Origin of the sequence: Cobetia sp. 3AK, from assembly GCF_029846335.1 — a bacterium.
In the GTDB taxonomy this organism is placed as follows: Bacteria; Pseudomonadota; Gammaproteobacteria; order Pseudomonadales; family Halomonadaceae; genus Cobetia; species Cobetia marina.
Genome location: NZ_JARWKR010000001.1, coordinates 185,714 through 204,057 on the forward strand (window position 1 = coordinate 185,714; position 18,344 = coordinate 204,057).

At 64.4% G+C, this 18,344-nt stretch carries 13 protein-coding genes; 2 read left to right on the top strand and 11 right to left on the bottom strand.

The features are described 5' to 3' along the window. Positions 1–82: 82 nt before the first annotated feature. Positions 83–1,129, top strand: a complete 1,047-nt coding sequence (locus QD228_RS00810; RefSeq protein ID WP_279874123.1) for an asparaginase — start codon at positions 83–85, stop codon at positions 1,127–1,129. Positions 1,130–1,241: 112 nt separating this feature from the next. Here the strand turns inward: QD228_RS00810 and ppc are convergent, their stop codons facing one another. The 5 genes from ppc to cysM form a co-directional block, all read right to left on the bottom strand. Next, positions 1,242–3,890, bottom strand: coding sequence for a phosphoenolpyruvate carboxylase (ppc, locus tag QD228_RS00815; protein WP_077372197.1), 2,649 nt, complete (start codon positions 3,888–3,890; stop codon positions 1,242–1,244). Positions 3,891–4,197: 307 nt separating this feature from the next. Further along, the gene (gene mazG, locus QD228_RS00820) at positions 4,198–5,133 is read right to left on the bottom strand and encodes a nucleoside triphosphate pyrophosphohydrolase (RefSeq protein ID WP_279874124.1); all 936 of its coding nucleotides are present in this window, start codon (positions 5,131–5,133) and stop codon (positions 4,198–4,200) included. Then, positions 5,130–7,394: a GTP diphosphokinase gene (gene relA / locus QD228_RS00825; protein WP_279874125.1), complete on the bottom strand. Its 2,265-nt coding sequence runs from the start codon at positions 7,392–7,394 to the stop codon at positions 5,130–5,132. Before relA ends, mazG begins: the two co-directional genes overlap by 4 nt. A 56-nt stretch (positions 7,395–7,450) precedes the next feature. Then, a complete protein-coding gene (locus QD228_RS00830) occupies positions 7,451–8,857 on the bottom strand; it encodes a TRAM domain-containing protein (protein ID WP_279874127.1) in 1,407 nt (468 codons plus the stop codon). Next, a complete protein-coding gene (cysM, locus tag QD228_RS00835; protein ID WP_077372185.1) occupies positions 8,857–9,786 on the bottom strand; it encodes a cysteine synthase CysM in 930 nt (309 codons plus the stop codon). The genes QD228_RS00830 and cysM overlap by 1 nt, the downstream gene beginning before the upstream one ends. A 340-nt stretch (positions 9,787–10,126) precedes the next feature. Here cysM and QD228_RS00840 point away from each other — a divergent pair, with 340 nt between their 5' ends. Further along, the gene (locus tag QD228_RS00840; protein ID WP_279874129.1) at positions 10,127–13,108 is read left to right on the top strand and encodes a response regulator; all 2,982 of its coding nucleotides are present in this window, start codon (positions 10,127–10,129) and stop codon (positions 13,106–13,108) included. A gap of 173 nt (positions 13,109–13,281) precedes the next feature. Here the strand turns inward: QD228_RS00840 and acpS are convergent, their stop codons facing one another. From acpS to lepB, 6 genes are all read right to left on the bottom strand, one after another. Then, positions 13,282–13,659: a holo-ACP synthase gene (gene acpS, locus QD228_RS00845; RefSeq protein ID WP_077372179.1), complete on the bottom strand. Its 378-nt coding sequence runs from the start codon at positions 13,657–13,659 to the stop codon at positions 13,282–13,284. Further along, the gene (pdxJ, locus tag QD228_RS00850; RefSeq protein ID WP_077372176.1) at positions 13,656–14,480 is read right to left on the bottom strand and encodes a pyridoxine 5'-phosphate synthase; all 825 of its coding nucleotides are present in this window, start codon (positions 14,478–14,480) and stop codon (positions 13,656–13,658) included. The genes acpS and pdxJ overlap by 4 nt, the downstream gene beginning before the upstream one ends. Positions 14,481–14,583: 103 nt before the next feature. Further along, a complete protein-coding gene (gene recO, locus QD228_RS00855; RefSeq protein ID WP_077372173.1) occupies positions 14,584–15,300 on the bottom strand; it encodes a DNA repair protein RecO in 717 nt (238 codons plus the stop codon). Between the two features lie 147 nt (positions 15,301–15,447). Then, positions 15,448–16,392: a GTPase Era gene (gene era, locus QD228_RS00860; protein WP_077373161.1), complete on the bottom strand. Its 945-nt coding sequence runs from the start codon at positions 16,390–16,392 to the stop codon at positions 15,448–15,450. Positions 16,393–16,484: 92 nt separating this feature from the next. Continuing rightward, complete coding sequence (gene rnc / locus QD228_RS00865) at positions 16,485–17,177, bottom strand: ribonuclease III (protein WP_077372170.1); 693 nt, start codon at positions 17,175–17,177, stop codon at positions 16,485–16,487. Between the two features lie 343 nt (positions 17,178–17,520). Further along, a complete protein-coding gene (gene lepB / locus QD228_RS00870) occupies positions 17,521–18,324 on the bottom strand; it encodes a signal peptidase I (RefSeq protein WP_077372167.1) in 804 nt (267 codons plus the stop codon). Between the last annotated feature and the right edge of the window lie 20 nt (positions 18,325–18,344).

An 18,344-nucleotide genomic window follows, 5' to 3' on the forward strand; every position in this document is an offset into this window, starting at 1 on the left:
GTCATCCCCTTGGCAGCACGTCTCACCCGCCAGCCGGCATGCGTTACAATGCCGGCTTTCCCATTTCTGGCAGGTGGATACGATGACTCCCGAGACACACATCCTGGTGCTATATACCGGCGGTACGCTGGGCATGGTCGAAAGCGAGCAGGGCCTGGTGCCGGCCGGAGACTTCGATGCGCGTCTGCGAGCAGCGCTGGAGGATCTGCCGCCCAGCCGTCGTGGCCGTCTGCCCGCCTTCACCCTGCGCGAATTCCCGCAACTGATCGACTCCTCCTCGGCGACGCCCGCTGACTGGCAGCAGATCGCGGGCGAGATCGCCGATGCCTATGACAGTTTCGATGGCTTCGTGGTGCTGCAGGGCACCGACACCCTCGCCTGGACGGCGTCAAGCCTCGCCTTCCAGCTCAAGGGCACCGCCCGCCCGGTGATCGTCAGTGGTGCCCAGCTGCCACTGGAGGCCGACGGCAGCGATGCTCTTGCCAATGTCGAACTGGCCCTCACCGCCGCCGCCCAACCGACCCTCAATGAGGTGGTGGTCGCCTTCGGCGGTCAGCTGCTGCGCGGCGTGTGCACCCGCAAGTGGTATACCCAGGATCACCGCGGCTTCACCACTCCCAATGCCCCCCTGCTGGGCGAGTGGGTCGATGACCGTGTGGTGGTCTATCCAGGCCGCCTGATGGATGACCAGGGGCCGGCCTTCGAATTGCCGGATTACGCCTGCCTCGGCCAGGATGCCATCATCCGCCTGCCGCTCTACCCCGGCATCAGCGCCGAGAGCGTTCGAGTGCAGTTGCTGCGCGGCGAAGTGAAGGGCGCGGTGCTGGAATTGTGGGGCAGCGGCAATCTGCCGGCGGACGCCGAGCTTCTGGGCGTGCTGGCCGATGCGCGCGGCGAAGGCAAGCTGCTGGCCGGCATCAGCCAGTGTCCGCATGGCCCGGTCAGCATCGGCCACTATGCGGCAGGCGCGGGCCTTGCCACCATCGGGGTACTGTCCGGTGATGACATGACACTGGAGGCCGCCTTCACCAAGCTGCTGCACCTGGTCGCGCTCAATCAGGATGAGGACTGGCAGCGGGAACGCTTCCTGATGCCATGGGTAGGAGAGCGCGCCAGCGGCCTGCTGTAACCAAGCCTCGCCGTTAGCTTCATGACAACGAAAAGCCCCGACAGGCATGCCTGTCGGGGCTTTTTCATGCAGTGACTCAAGACTGGCCGACGCGATTTCGTCAGCCGCCGCCTCAGCCGGTGTTGCGCAGACCGGCCGAGATACCGGCCATGGTCACCATCAGGGCGCGCGACAGCTCGGCGGAGATGGCGCCATCGGCATCCCGGTTGCGCTGCAGAAGCTCGGCCTGCAGGCCATGCAACGGGTCGATGTAGGGGTTGCGAACATCGATGGCCTGACGGATCAGCGGCATGTGCTCCAGCAGCGTCTGTTGATCGCGGATCTCCAGCACCACCTTCTCCAGACGCTCGAGACGATCACGCAGCGACTGCCCCAGCTCCTTGAGCGCCGGCTCATCCACCAGACGTTGCTCGTAGTAGGCCGCCGTCGAGAGATCCGCCTTGGACAGCAGCATCTCCAGCATGTCGACATAGGTGGAGAAGAACGGCCAGTCGTTCATCATCTCGCGCAGGATTTCCAGCCCACCCTCTTCCTCGAGCCGATTGGCGAAGGCTTCGCCACTGCCAAGCCACGCCGGCAGCATCAGACGAATCTGGGTCCAGGCGAAGATCCACGGGATCGCCCGCAGCGTCTCGACGCCTCCGTCCTGACGACGCTTGGCCGGGCGTGACCCCAGCGGCAGGCGCGCCAGTGCCGTCTCCGGCGTGACCGAGCGGAAGTAAGGCACGAAGTTCGGGTCCTCGCGCACCACCCCCACATAGGCCTTGTGCGCGACGTCCGCGAGACGATTCATCTCGTCGCGCCATTCCTGACGCGGGGCGGGCGGCGGCAGCAGGCTGGCCTCGAGCACCGCACAGACATAGATCTCCATCGAGCGGCTGGCGATGTCCGGCAGGCCGAATTTGAAGCGGATCATCTCACCCTGCTCGGTCACGCGCAGGGAACCGGTCACCGAGCCCGGCGGCTGCGAGAGGATCGCCGCATGTGCCGGACCGCCCCCGCGACCCACCGTGCCGCCACGACCATGGAAGAGCGTCAGTTCGACGCCGTGCCGCTTGGTGACATCCACCAGCGTCTCCTGGGCACGATACTGTGCCCAGGCCGCCGCCAGCTGGCCGGCATCCTTGGCGGAGTCGGAATAGCCGATCATCACTTCCTGACGATTGCCGGCGTGCTTGCGATAGATCGGCATGCCCAGCAGCGTGTCGATGACCGGGCCGGAGCGATCCAGGTCGTCCAGGGTCTCGAACAGCGGCGCGATGGGCAGGCGCACGTCACCGCCCACCTCCTTCATCAGCAGCGCCACCGCCAGTACATCGGAGGCCTGGCCCGCCATCGAGATGATGTAGGTTCCCAGCGCCTCACGGTGTTCACGCGCGATGACCTTGAAGGTATCCAGCACTTCGCGGGTATCGGTGGAGCACTCCCAATGACGCGGGATCAAGGGACGCTGACCGCCCAGCTCCCTGGCGAGGAATTCACAGCGCTTCTGCTCATCCCACTCGAAGTAGCTGCCCATGCCCAGCGACTGGGTCAGCTCGTCGAGCACCTGGGCGTGGCGCGTACTTTCCTGACGGATGTCGAGCTTGGTGAGAGTCACGCCGAAACAGGCCACGCGGCGCAGCGTGTCGAGCAAGGCGCCATTGGCGATGGTGTCCAGTCCCACGTCACACAGCGAGCGGTAGCAGGCCAGCAGCGGTGCATAGAGCTGCTCACGCGTCTCGATGATGTCGAGCCCCTCGTGACGCTTGCCGTCCAGGCCAGCCTTGGCCCAGTCACGGGTGCTTTCCATGCGCAGGATCAGACGCCGCAGGATCTCGCGGTAAGGTTCCGCCACATCGCCGGCCTCGGCACGCAGCGCTGCGGAGCACTTCCACATGGAGAGCTCGGACTTGAGCTGCTCGAGATCCCGCAGGTAGAGATCCGCCGCCATCCAGCGACCCAGCAGCAGCACGGTGCGGGTGACCCGCGCGGTGACATTCGGGTTGCCATCGCGGTCGCCCCCCATCCAGGAGGCGAAGCGCAGCGGCGCGGCGTCCAGCGGCAGACGCTCGCCGGCCGCCTCCAGCGTCATCTCGTCCAGCTGACGATGGAAGTCAGGCACCGCCTGCCACAGCGAATTCTCGATGGTGGCAAAGCCCCACTTGGCCTCGTCCACCGGGGTCGGGCGCTCGTGACGGATCTCGTCGGTATGCCAGGCCTGGCTGATCAGCTCAGAGAGGCGTGCACGCGCGAGCGTCGCCTGTTCCGGGCGATCACAGGCACCTTCCATCTGGGTCAGGCAGCCTTCGATGGCATCGTACTTCTGGATCAGGGTACGGCGGATGACTTCCGTCGGGTGGGCCGTCAGCACCAGCTCGACGCGCATCGCCGACAGCTCCTCGACGATCTTCTGGGCACTGAAGCCACGCTCACGGATACGCGTGATCAGCTCGCCCAGATCCGGCTGACTGCCGGGACGATAATCCTCGACACGCTTGAAGCGGCCGCGGTAGTGCTGCTCGGCGATGTTGGAAAGATTCAGAAACTGATTGAAGGCGCGGGTGACCGGCAGCAGATCGCTGTCGGGAAGGTCGCGCAGGTAATCGATCAACTCGCGACGGGCCGCGAGGTCGCCTTGCTGGCCTTTCTTGGCCAGGGCGCGAATGCGTTCGATACGCTCGACGAAGTCATCGCCGAGATCGGCCGCGATGGTCTGGCCGAGGTTGTCCCCGAGAATGCGCACATTGTCGCGCAACGATTCATGCAGGTCGTGACTCATGCAACCCTCCTTGGGAGTGACGGTGCCGCCGCGGGAATCATCCCCTGTCATCAGGGGCATTCAGTTGACAGATCCATGACGGGCTCGCGGCCCGTCGCAAGCCCTGCGCCACCTGACACGGAGACTGGCACAGAGATCTGACGCATGCCCCAAACGAAAGGCCCGCGGCGCAGCAGACCGGAAAGCAGGACAAGGCACTTGCCCTGATCGCTTACCATCAGCATACGACCGCGGGCCTTGGCTCCACAATCCGACTATCGCGTAAACTTACTACATTTTCTTTCTGCCGCCCGACGACGGCATCACATCACCTGACAAGCGGAGTCACCGCACGCGCGTTCGACGAGCCATCCTCGAGGCTCTCGGACTGTCTGGCCGCCCGCTCCCGGCGCTTGGCCTCATCCCAGTGCGCATCCATCTCGGCGAGACTGGCCTCCTTCAGCGAACGCCCCTCTGCCGCAATCGCGGCTTCCACATGACGGAACCGGGACGCGAAACGGGCATTGGTCGCCCGCAGCTGCTGTTCCGGGTCCGCCTTGAGCGTCCGCGCCAGATTGACCACCGCGAACAGCAGATCCCCCACCTCCTCACGCGCATGGGCCTCATCGCCCTCGGCCAGCGCTTCCTCGACCTCGCCGAGTTCCTCGCGGATCTTGTCCAGCACACCGGCAGTGTCCGGCCAGTCAAAGCCCGAACGTGAGGCCTTCTTCGAGAGCTTGGCCGCCCGCGTCAGCGCCGGCAGGCCCAGCGGCACGCCATCCAGCACGCTGACGTCAGCGGCCTGGCTGGCAGATGGCTCGCCGGACTCCTGCTGCTTGAGGGTCTCCCACTGGGCATTCAGCGACCCTGCGTCCACCTCATGCGTGGCGATGCCCTCACGGCGCGAAGCCAGAGTGCCATCCGGGAAGACATGCGGATGGCGGCGCAGCATCTTCTCGGTGAGCACATGGATGACGTCATGGAAGTCGAAACGCTGCTGCTCGCTGGCGATCTGGGCGTAGAACACGCCCTGAAAGAGCAGGTCGCCCAGCTCCGCCGGCAGCTCGTCGAGCACCTCGGCATCTGCCGCGGCCCGCTCGATCACGTCGGCGACTTCATAGGCCTCCTCCAGGGTGTGCGGCACCAGGCTCGCGTAGTCCTGCTTCAGATCCCACGGACAGCCGTACTGCGGGTCACGCAGCACGGCCATCAGGGTCAGCAGGTCCTCAAGGCCATGGCGTCCGGGGGGAGTTGCGGCACTCATGACTTGTTGCCACCGACCCGCAGGCGCTTGACGTCGATGATGTTGGGCAGCTGCTGGATACGTGCGAACACGCGTCCCAGCACATCGAGGTTCTCGACCTCCAGCGTGATCCTGAGCGTGGCGATGTTGTCGAGCTGGTCGGTGCGCGTATTGACCGACAGCACATTGACCTTGTCGCCACTGAGCACATTGGTGACATCGCGCAGGAGCCCCGAGCGGTCCCAGGCCTGGATCTCGATATCCACCGGATACTGGCTGCGTGACCGCTGGCCCCAGTCGACATCGACGATGCGCCGCGGCTCGTCCGAGCGCAGCTGGATCAGGTTCGGGCAGTCCTGACGATGCACCGTCACGCCACGCCCCTGGGTGATGAAGCCAGCGATCTGATCCCCCGGCACCGGATGGCAGCAGTTGGCCATGGTGGTCTTCAGGTTGCCGACCCCCAGCACCATGACGGCGTCCGGCTTCTCCTTGCCCTGCGGCTTGCGCTGACGCAGCAGGCGCTCGAGCTGCTCCTGATCATCGGTGTCGCCGAACAGCTGCTGCGCCTGATGCAGCACCTGGCCGACCCGCAGGTCCCCCGCGCCGATGGCGGCGTACATGTCATCACGCGTCGGATAGTTGACGGCGTTGGCCAGCTTGTCGCGGTCAAGGTTCTCCAGCGCCAGACGCGAGAATTCCTTCTCGAGCAGCGCCTTGCCCTCATCGACGTTCTGATCCCGCGCCTGGAGCTTGAACCAGGTCTGGATCTTGGCGCGAGCGCGCGAGGTACGCACATAGCCCAGATTGGGGTTGAGCCAGTCACGACTCGGCCCGCCCTTGGTGGCCGTCAGGATCTCGACCTGCTGGCCGGTCTTGAGCTTGTAGGTCAGCGGCACGATACGGCCGTCAACCTTGGCACCACGACAGCGATGCCCCACCTCGGTGTGCACGCGATAGGCGAAGTCGATGGGCGTGGCGATCTTGGGCAGGTCGATGACGTGCCCTTCCGGCGTGAAGACATAGATGCGATCAGGCGCCACGTCGGAACTCAGGCCCTGACGGATGGACTCCTGTCCCCCGCTCTCGCCGACCTCGTCCTGCCATTCGAGCACCTGACGCAACCAGGCGATCTTGTCCTCGTAGCTGCGACTCTTGTGGCCGACGTCGTGGCCCTTGTAACGCCAGTGGGCACACACGCCCAGCTCCGCCTCCTCGTGCATGTCGAAGGTGCGGATCTGGATCTCGATGACCTTGTTGCTGGGCCCGACCACTGCGGTGTGCAGCGACTGATAGCCATTCTTCTTCGGATTGGCGATGTAGTCATCGAACTCGTGAGGCACGTGGTGCCAGCGCGAGTGGACGATGCCCAATGCCGTATAGCAGTCACTGACGGTGCCGACGAGAATCCGCACCGCACGCACGTCATACACCTGCGAGAAGGCGATGCGCTTGATCTTCATCTTCCGCCAGATGGAGTAGATGTGCTTGGCGCGGCCGGCGACATCGAAGTGCTTGATGCCCTGATCGCGCATCAGACTGCGCATCTCGACCAGCAGATCGGCGATGTAATGCTCGCGCTCCAGACGCTTCTCGGCCAGCTGCTTGGCGATGTTCTTGTACTCGGTCTCCTCGCGGTAGCGGAAGGACAGATCCTCCAGCTCCCACTTGAGCTGACCGATGCCAAGACGGTGAGCCAGCGGGCCATAGATGTCGAAGACCTCATTGGCGACCCGCATGCGCTTCTCACGCGGCGCATCCTTGACGTGACGCAGGGCGACGGTGCGCTCGGCGATCTTGATCAGCGCGATGCGCACGTCATCGATCATCGACACCAGCATCTTGCGCAGGTTGTCCTGTTGATCGTGCTGCGCCATGCCATGACTGGGCGCCTGCAACTGACTGATGGCGGCCATGTTGAGCACGCCCTCGATCAGGCGTGCCACCTCGGCACCGAAGTGCTTGTCGATGGCCTCAAGCCCCAGGTGCCCCTCACGCACCGCGCGATAGAGCACTGCCGTCACCAGCGCAGGCTGGTCAAGCTTCAGCTCCGAGAGGATATCCGCCATCTCGAGACTGAAGCGGAAACTGACCAGCGGCTCACGCCAGGGCTTGTCGCCACGCGCATCCGCCTCACGCGCCACCTTCAATGCGACTTCACAGGCTCGCACCATGACCTCGGCATTCACCGACGGGACTTCCTCGCGCAGTCGCGCGACCCACACCGGGATGTCCACACCACCGCTATCGGTCAGCGGCTGATCTTCGCGCACCTTGACCATGACCCTATGTCCTTGAATATCTTGCCATCTTGATGACAGCGCCCGGGGGCGCCGTCTCAGTCTTCCATCCGCTCCAGCAGCAGCATCGATTCCAGATGTGCCGTGTGAACGAACATGTCCGCCATCAGCGCACGCGTGACACGATAGCCGGCGTCGGTGAGCATCTTCACGTCACGCATCAACGTGGTCGGGTCACAGGCGATGTACAGCACCCGTGCGGGTGCATGGGAGACCTTCCCGGCATGCAGGTGACGTGCCAGCTCATCGCATAGAGGCTGAGCGCCATCGCGCGGCGGGTCCAGTACCAGAAGGTCGATACCCTCGAGTGATGGCAGCGCACGACTGAGGTCGGCGCGTCGAGCGCTCACCTGGGGCAGCGCGTTGTGCTCGGCATTGGCGATCAGCTGATCCACCATGCCCTGGCTGCCTTCGATGCCGGTTACCTTCGCGGCCCCCGCTGCCGCCACGGCCAGCGTGAGATTGCCGACTCCGGCGTAGAGGTCCATGACCGCAAGGCCACTGACGTCGCCCAGCCAGTCCAGCGCCGTATCCACCAGGCGCTGATTGAGCGCGGCATTGACCTGCACGAAGTCACCCGGCGAGAAGGCGAGACGCAGTGTCCGCTCGCCGACGCGCATGGAGTAGGCGGCGTCCGGCGTGCCGGCCAGCCATTCCAGTACCACCGGATCACGCCCGACTCGCCAGCCGACCACCAGCCCATGCTGCTCGGCAAAGGCCTGCCAGCGCTCGGCATCACGCGGCACGGCCTTGAGCTGTCGAATCACCAGGATGACCTGGTCATCCGCGGCCGTCAGCTCCAGATGCCCCAGGCGCTTGGGCGCTTCCAGCGTATTGATCAGCTCGCGCAGCGGCGTGATCAGTCGATCCAGCGCCGGCACCAGCACGCTGCAGCTCTGGATATCCACCAGCTGATTGCTGCCACGGCCGCGGAAGCCCAGCTGGATCTCGCCGCTGTCCGTGACGCGCACCCCGAGGCGTGCACGCCGACGATAACGATGCTCGTCCTCGCCCAGTGGCTGGATATCATCCGCCAGCGCCACGCCATTGCGCTGTGCATGCTCACTGAGCACCTGCACCTTGTGGGTGCGCTGGGCCGGCAATGCCATGTGCTGGAGATCACAACCACCACAGGTGCCGAAGTGTGCACACGGCGGCGTCACGCGACTCTCGGCAGCATTGTCCCGCGAGCGCACATGCGCCTCGTTGAAGCGCTTGTGGGTACGGTGGATGGCCAGCGTGACCCGCTCACCGGGCAAGGCCTGGTCGATGAACTGGGTCTTGCCGTTCTCGTCATGCGCGACGCCTCGCCCATCATGCGCCAGACGTTCCACCGTCAGCCATTGGCTGTCGGCATCACTGACGTTGCGCGTCTCGCGACTGGCCACTTCCTTCTCACGACGCGTCGGCTTGCGCGCTGGGCGTTTCTGTCCGAGCAGTGCCATCAGAGGTCATCTCCGTGGGTGTAGAGGCCGGTCGACAGATAGCGGTCGCCACGGTCACAGACGATGAATACGATCACCGCGTTCTCGACCTGCTCCGCCACCGTGAGCGCCCCTGCCAGGGCGCCGCCGGAGGACACGCCCGCCAGAATGCCTTCCTCACGCGCCAGACGGCGCATGCAGACTTCAGCGTCCCGCTGAGCGATATCCAGAGTGCGGTCGATGCGCGAGGCATCGAAGATGCGCGGCAGATAGGCCTCGGGCCAACGACGGATGCCGGCGATGCTGGCGCCGTCCGCCGGTTGCAGTCCCACGATCTCGATGGCGGGATTCTGCTCCTTGAGATAGCGCGAGGTGCCCATGATGGTGCCGGTCGTGCCCATGGAGGAGACGAAATGCGTGATGCGTCCCTGAGTCTGTTGCCAGAGTTCCGGTCCGGTGGTGCGGTAGTGCGCCAGGGGATTGTCCTGATTGGCGAACTGATCAAGGGCCTTGCCCTCGCCACGCGCGATCATCCCATCGGCGATGTCCCGCGCGTGCTCCATGTTGTCTGCCTCGATCAGCGTCGCGCCATACGCGCCCATGGCCTGCTTGCGCTCGCTGGAGGCAGTGGAGGGCATCACCAGCACCATGCGGTAGCCCTTGATGGCCGCGACCATCGCCAGCGCGATGCCGGTGTTGCCGGAGGTGGCTTCCACCAGGGTGTCACCGGGCTGGATCTCGCCACGGGCCTCGGCTTCATTGAACATCGAAAGCGCCGGACGATCCTTCACGGAACCCGCGGGATTGTGGCCTTCCAGCTTGGCCAGCAAGACGTTGTTGCGACCGGCGGTGATACGCGTCAGGCGTACCAACGGCGTATTGCCGACGACATCGGCAAGACTGGGGAATTCAGTCGCGGCAAGATCCGCGGGGTCACTGACATGAGACATGAGGGGCAGACTCCAAGGACGCGCCCGGATACTCCGATGCTGACCGTCAGGAGGCAGCATCGAGACCTGAGACAATCGGGGCCACGTCGGGGGTGTAGAAGATGTGCGCAGTATATCGCTCCCGCCACCTCCCTGTCAGGGCGCGAACCATCGCATCACTGCAGTCTGGAAGGTATGCTTGAGCCTGGCTTTCGCACGCCGCTCGTCGCTGGCGGCTGTGCGGGCCTTGCACGCAGGCCCTCGGACACGTCACCTACGAATGGTGCGGCACTGCAACCCTGTTTTCCTCTTCCTGCGGCATCCGAGTCTCTGGCTCGCTGCCCCGTCGCGATGGACTGCCATGCTGCTTAGAACCCGCTTTCAGCTCGCGTTGCTTCTGCTGCCGCTTGCCACGAGCCTGCTGTTCAGCCTCTATGTGGTGGATCGTGAGATCAGTCGTGAACGCACCGCCATGATGCAGCGTCTGCAGGCCAGTGTGCAGGCGATCATGCCCGGGCTTGCCAATGCCGCCCTGGAAGCCGACGACCAGCGTCTGCATGAACTGGCACAGATGCTCATCGATCAACGCGACGTGCGAGGGTTGACGCTGCGCCCCCCCGAGGGTGGCACCCTGCTTCACATGGGGCCGAGCCAACGTCCACAGACAAGCTCGCTGCTGGAAAGCGACGCCTACCCGCAAGCCCCCGACGCGCTGGTGCTGGTGACACCGGTGATCGACCCATGGCGGGAGGCACGACGCGGAGACCGCATCTCCTGGCTGATTCTCGAGGCCTCCGATACCCGTATCGTGCTGCACCGCTATCAGCTGCTGGTCGGCTATGGGCTGGCCAACCTGGTCTTCGGACTGGCGCTGCTGCTGTTCGCCTACCATGCCTCACGTCGCATGCTGCAGCCCTTCCATGACCTCGGCGAAGCCATGACCCGCCTCGCGCGCGGCGAGACTCACCAGCGTCTACCGGTGCAGGGCAATGACGACATGAGCGAGCTGGCCGAGCACTACAATCTCAGCGTCGAGCAGCTAAAGCGCGCGCGGGAAGACATGCAGGACCAGATCGACCAGACGACGCGTGACCTGCACGAATCGATGGAAACCGTCGAGATCAAGAACATCGAACTGGACATGGCACGCCGCAAGGCGCTGGAAGCCAACCGCATCAAGTCGGAATTCCTTGCCAACATGAGCCATGAGATCCGCACGCCGCTCAATGGCATCATCGGCTTCAGCAACCTGCTGGGGCGCAGTGACCTGGACAACCGCCAGCGCGACTGGCTGGGCCACATGCAGAACGCCTCCTCCTCGCTGATGTCATTGATCAATGACATCCTGGACTTCTCCAAGATCGAGGCCGGCAAGCTCGAGCTCGAGAAGGTCCAGATGGACATCGAGCCGCTCATCGAGGAAGTGCTGGCGATGCACGCCCCGGAGGCGCATCGCAAGCATCTGCACCTGCTGGGGCTGGTCTACGATGACGTGCCACAACGCTTCGAGGGTGACCCGCTGCGCATCAAGCAGGTAGTCACCAATCTGGTGGCCAATGCGGTCAAGTTCACCGAGCAGGGCGAAGTCATCGTCCGCGTGATGGTGGATGACCTTTCCGGCAGCAGTACCCGCCTGAAGATTGCCGTGGCCGATACCGGCATCGGCATGGACAGTGCGCAACGCAACCGCCTGTTCCAGGCCTTCTCCCAGGGTGACCCGTCCCGCGCCCGCCAGTTCGGCGGCACCGGCTTGGGCCTGATGATCTCGAAGCGCCTGGTGGAACAGATGGGTGGCGAGATCCAGGTCGAAAGCCTGCCCGGACATGGCTCCACCTTCCTGTTCAGCGTGCCGGTGGCCGTCAGCAGCATCGAGGAGCGCCCGCGCGAGATCGTCTTCGATCATCAGCGCATCTGTCTCATCGAGCCACACCCGGCCACGCGCCGCGCCCTGAGCTACCTGCTCTCGCGCTGGTCGCTGGACCTCGTCGGCATCGAGGAGCAGCCTGATCTCGTGGTAGTCGCCCTGGAAAGCCGTGACCTGAAGCGGCTGGAGGAATGGAGTCAGCGCCTCAAGCACCTGCCGTGTCGCGTGCTGTGTCTGCTGAATGCACCACTGCCGGCCAATATCGAGGACCTGCAGCAATACGGGATCGACGAACTGCTCAGCAAGCCGGTCACACGCCTGCAGATGCGCCACAAGCTGGCCAACCTGCTGCATTCACCGCGGCGCGACACACCACGCCTCCAGGAGCTGCCGGCCTTCACGCCGCTGGAGGATGGCACCACGGCCGGGCGGCTGACGCCTGATCTTTCCGCTCCGCTCCCGGAGCGCTCGCCGGCATCGCCGCGGGCCCCCGAGGCGCCGCCTGCCTCCCCCATGCCTGACGGGCTGCCTCAGGCTGCCACGCCTGCGGAGACGCCGAACATGACGCGCAAGTGCGTGATGGTCGTCGATGACAACCCCTCCAATCGCCTGCTGGCCGAGGAACTGCTCACCGACATGGGACTGGATACCCTGGCCGCCCAGAGTGGCGAGGAAGCGTTGGCCCTGGCACAGCAGCAGCCGGTGGATGCGGTACTGATGGATATCCAGATGCCGGGCATGAACGGCCTGGAAGCCACCAAGGCTCTGCGCCATCAACAGCGCATGCGCCATGAGCACCTTCCCGTCATCGCGTTGACCGCGCACGCCCTGGCACACGAGCGCCGGGAGCTGCTGGCCGAGGGCATGGATGACTACCTCATCAAGCCGGTCGACGAGCACCTGCTGGCCAACATGCTGAGCCGTCACCTTGGCATCACGCTCAGCGTGCCGAAGACCCCGCCACACGACACGGCCCCCGCCTTCTCCCCCCTCTCCAGTGCCACTGACGCCGGCAGTATCGAGCGTGGCAAGTGCCCCGAGGGTACACCTCCCATGCCCGCCGCGTTCGAGGGTCTGAGCGAGCAGGATGGCGAACTGCCCATCGTCGACATGGCACTGGGCATCGAGATGGCCGGCGGGCGCAAGGCGCTGGCCCTGGAGATGCTGGGACTGCTGATCAAGAGCCTGCCGGAGAGTGTGGTCACCATCCGCAGGGCCTGGGCGGTACAGGATGGCGAGGCCATGCTCGATGGGGTGCACTATCTGAATGGCGCCTGCCGCTACTGTGGCGTGCCGCGCCTGGCACTGCTGGTCGAGGCGCTGGAGACACGCCTGCGCGTCAGTGGCCTGGATCAGCTGGAGGACGACGTCGCCGCGCTGTTCGATGCCATCGCAAGCCTTGCCCAGTGGGCGCAGAGCGAGGAAGCCACCTTGCTCCTGGCAGAGTCGCGCCCCGACGCCTCGGACCGCGAGCGCTGAGCGAGAGCACTGGTCGAGAGCGCTGATGACGGCATCCGCTCTTCGCCAATCCTCTTTCTCTTCCCTTTTACGCCCCCTCCTCACCATCCCACTGCCGACAACGACAACGCCACCCTGGCCGCAAGGCGAGGGTGGCGTTGTCATGTCCAGCACTTTCAGCGGTCAGCGGATGCTCAGCGCTCCAGCACCACGAAGGCGATGGCCTGATCACGCTCATCACTGATCGACAGATGCAGATGACGAATCCCGGCACGCGCAGTCAGCGCTTCCGCCTCATCTGACAGCACGAAGGACGGCTTGCCCAACGCATCGTTCACCACCTGGATCTGGGTGAAACGCATGCCCTGACGCAGCCCGGTCCCCAGCGCCTTGACGAAGGCTTCCTTGGCCGCGAAACGCTTGGCCAGAAAAGCCGCCGGCTGGGGGTGATCCGCGAAGCGTGCCAGCTCCTGCGCTCCGAGCAGACGCCGAGCGAAGCGCTCTCCGTGACGTGCCATGCCGGCCTCGAAACGCTCGATTCGCGCGATGTCCGTGCCTATCCCGACGATCATCCGCAGCAGCCTGACCCTTGCACGTGCTCATGATCCTCATCGTGCTCATGGTCATGGTCGTGCGCATCCAGCGCTGCCATCAGCCCCGCTTCCTGGCCTGCGATGCACAGGCGCTTCATCTCGATGACGGCCTCCTTGAGGCCGACGAACATGGCGCGCGCGATGATCGCGTGACCGATATTCAGCTCGTTCAGCCCCGAGATGCCCGCGATGGCCTCGACGTTGTGATAGTTGAGACCATGCCCGGCATTGACGATCAGGCCCAGCTCGTTGGCGAGCTCGGCTGCGGCCGCGATGCGCTCGAATTCGACACGCGCCGCTTCACCGCTGGCATCCGCGTAGGCACCGGTGTGAAGCTCGACGACTGGCGCCCCGGCCTCGAAGGCGGCCCGAATCTGCTCAGGCTCCGGGTCGATGAACAGCGAGACTTCACAGCCCGCCGCCGCGAGACGCTCACAGGCCGCGCGGATGCGTTCCAGATCCCCGGCGACATCCAGACCACCCTCGGTGGTCAGTTCCTCGCGCTTCTCCGGCACCAGGCAGACATTGGCCGGACGCACTTCCTCGGCCAGCGCCAGCATCTCGTCACTGACGGCCATCTCGAGATTCATGCGCGTATTGAGCACCTCGGCCAGAAGACGCACGTCGCGCTCCTGGATATGGCGACGGTCTTCACGCAGGTGCACGGTGATGCCATCGGCGCCGGCTTCCTCCGCGACCAGCGCGGCCTGGACCGGGTCCGGATAACGGGTGCCACGCGCCTGGCGCAGAGTGGCGATGTGGTCAATATTGACCCCGAGCAGGATACGCAGCGGGTGCATGATCAGCTCCTAGCGATGGAGATGGAAAATAGGCATGGCAACAGGTGCCATGACGAAGACAGCTTGCATGACGACAGGATACGACCTGCAGGCAAGGCCCGCATCATCCTGTCTGACGACTTTCACGTCGCCGGGCGGTCAGCTGACGCATCAGTTCACGCGAGCGCAGCGGACGCTCTCCCAACAATGGCGCCAGTGCGCGCCGCGCCAGCCATAGACTCTCGCGCGACAGGCCGGCGTGCCCCCAGTCCTCACTGGCCAGCAGCTTCAAGGCACGCCCCTCGATACCTGCCGCCCCCTCGGGTTGGGCGCGAAAACGCCGCTCGCTGGCGACATAGTCGTAGCGCACGTCGGGCATCAGAGGGGCATCCTCCAGCGTACGAAACTGCGGCAATTGCTCAAGGGCTTCCAGCAGGGTGTATTCCAGTCGCCTGAGTGCCGGGGCGCGACGAGCAGGCAGCGCCACGTCATCCAGGGTCAGCGAATAGAGGGCGAACAGCTCCGGTACCGGCATTTCCACCGGCAAGGTGCGCGTCAATAGCTCATTGGCATAGAAGCCACACAGAAGCCCTTCCCCCGCCAGCAGACTGGCGCTGCCGCCGGTCTCCATCAGGTTGAGCGTCTTGAGATCGCTTTCCCCGCGCCAGGTGACGTGCAGGGGAGTGAACGGCTGCAGTCGCGCCCGCGACTTGCTGCCCGGACGCTGGACACCGCGTGCCACCGCGCGCACCCGACCATGCTCGAGGGTCAACAACTCGATGATGGCACTGGTTTCACGATACGGCTTGCGATGCAGCAGGAAGGCCGGTTGCGGCGTCATCGGACAGGCTCACGACAGAGAGGGCTTGCGGACAGGGAAGATGGCATCCGGCAGAGGCGAACGCCGAGCATCAGGCGATGCTCGACTGATGAGGGCACCCGTGGCGCGGCAGTCGTCTTGCCTGCCGCACCACGGGTGCGGGGAGCATCAGTCCTTGTCGTGGGTGTAACCCAGGCTTTTCAGGGCGCGCTCGTCATCCGACCAGCCACGCTTGACCTTGACCCACAGGTTGAGCATCACCTTGGCATCGAAGGCACGCTCCATCTCGAGACGCGCTTCGCGACCGATGTTCTTGATGCGCTCGCCGTTCTCGCCGATCAGGATCTTCTTCTGGCCCTGACGCTCGACCATCATCAGCGCGCTGATGTGCAGCGTGCCGCGCTGATCGGTCTTGAATTCCTCGATCTCGACGGTCATCTGGTACGGCAGTTCGTCACCCAGCTGACGCATCACCTTCTCGCGCACCAGCTCGGAGGCCAGGAAGCGTGAGCTCTTGTTGGTGATCTGATCATCCGCGAACATGTGCTCGCCGTGCGGCAGACGCCCCATCACGTTCTCGAGCAGCAGGTCGATGTTGGTGCCATTCTTGGCCGACATCGGGATGATGGCCGCGAAGTCACGACGCTCCTGCAGACTCTGGAGCCAAGGGGCCAGAGTGGTCTTGTCCTTCAGCCAGTCGATCTTGTTGACGACGAGAATCACCGGCGCCTTCACGTGGGCCAGCTTCTCGAGCACGATCTGGTCTTCTTCCATCCAGCGGGTGCGGTCGACGATGAACACCACGGCGTCCACATCGCGCAGCGCCTGGGTGGCGGTCTGGTTCATGAAGCGGTTGATCGCCTTGTTGCGATCGCGCTGCATGATGTGGATCCCCGGGGTATCGACGAAGACGCACTGGGTGCCGTCCTCGGTGTGGATGCCCATCACCTGGTGACGTGTGGTCTGCGGACGACGCGAGGTGATCGAGACCTTCTGGCCCAGGATGTGGTTCATCAGCGTCGACTTGCCGACATTGGGGCGCCCGACGATGGCGACGAAGCCACAGCGGGTATCCGGCAGCGGCTGATCGCTGACACCGGCGGCCGCCAGCATGCCCTCGAGGGCATCGGCGTTGCCGGTGTGCGTCTCGGTAGAGGCATCAGGGGCGTCGCCGCTCGGGGTGACGTTGTCTTCTGGGGTATGGCTCATGAGCGGCCTCCGCGGGCAGGTTCGAGCAGTTGCAGCGCGAACTCGGCCGCCTGCTGTTCAGCATGGCGACGGCTGGAGCCGACGCCTGTGGTCTTGGTGTCGATCATCTCGACGTGGCAATCGACGCTGAAGGTCTGCGAATGCGCTTCGCCTTCGACGCTGGTCACCTCATAGCGCGGCAGGGCCGCCTGACGCGATTGCAGGAATTCCTGCAGACGTGTCTTGGGATCTTTCTGGGTGTCCTGAAGGTTCAACGCCTCAAGACGGCTGTCGTACCAGCGCAGCACGTGTTCACGCACGACCTGCATGCCAGCATCCAGATAGATGGCACCGATCACGGCTTCCACGGCGTCAGCCAGGATGGATTCGCGACGATGACCGCCGCTCTTCATCTCGCCGGAGCCCAGGCGCAGGTTCTCGCCCAGCTTGAACTCACGGGCAAGCTCCGCCAGGGTCTGGCCCTTGACCAGACGCGCACGCAGGCGTGACAGCTGGCCCTCACGGGCCTGGGGGAAGCGCAGGAACAGCGCTTCGGCGATCACGAAATTGACGATGGAATCGCCAAGAAACTCGAGCCGCTCATTGTTCTGGCCACCATAGCTTCGATGGGTCAATGCCAGTTCCAACAGACTGGCATCCTCGAAGGTGTGGCCGATACGCTTTACAAAGGCATTCAGCGGGCTACTCACAGGTCTCCCTACTCTCTTTTTGTCGCTGACGCCCGCAGGCGTCCTGTCGAATGGTGCATCAGTCTTGACGGCTGATGCCTGTCGTCATCGACATGCTTCGCGATGCCCGAAGCCTACACGGCTTGAGGAGTTGCCGATCGCCACCATCCCAATCCGATATTCGTCAGCCGCGCTGCCCGCAGGCTCGTGGCCTCGGGTCCGACATGATGAACAGCAGGTTGACATGGCAGGCACGACGCATCGTCCCATGTCGAAAGATCCGTCCTTGCGGTACTGGCACGCCGCCGGGCGGCGCTGCCAGACACGACCGGGCCGCCTCTCGGCGGCCCGGTCAATGCACTGATCAATGAATCAGGCGTACCGAGGAAAAGTCCGGGAATCCGTCCTTCCAGTGCATCCACACCGCGACCGCCTTGCCGACGATGTTCTCTTCCGGCACGAAGCCCCAGTAGCGGCTGTCGTTGGAATGGTCGCGGTTGTCACCCATCACGAAGTACTGGCCTTCAGGCACCCGGATCTCGCGCATCTGCGGGCCGGGGTCCTGAGGGTTATTGTAGATTTGATGGGCGTGTTTCCCCAGTGTCTCATCCAGCAGACTCTCGCCGGGCTGCTCACTGACATTGCGCGCATTGAGCGTCTTGCTGACCGCTTGGCCATTCACGTAGAGCTGCTTGCCCTCATAGCGAATGGTGTCACCGGGCAGACCGACGACGCGCTTGATGAAGTTGGTGGACGGGTCCTCCGGGAAACGGAACACCATCACGTCACCACGCTCGGGCTCGCCGACCTCCAGCACCTTGGTGTCGACCACCGGCAGGCGCAGGCCATAGTCATACTTGTTGACCAGGATGAAGTCGCCGATCTTGAGCGTCGGCAGCATCGAGCCGGAGGGAATCTGGAACGGCTCATAGGCGAATGAGCGCACCACCAGCACCAGCAACAGTACCGGAAAGAACGACTTGGCATAGTCCACCAGCCACGGGTCCCGCGTCAGCTTCTCACGCGTACCACTGTCCAGCTCCCCTTCGACGGATGCCTCGGCCTTGGCCAGACGCGCCTTGCGCGCACCGCGCAGGGCAATCAGGTCTATCAGCCACACCACGCCGGCTACCGCTACGGCAATCACCAATACTAGCGAGAAATCCATCGTCATCCCTGTCTGCCCTG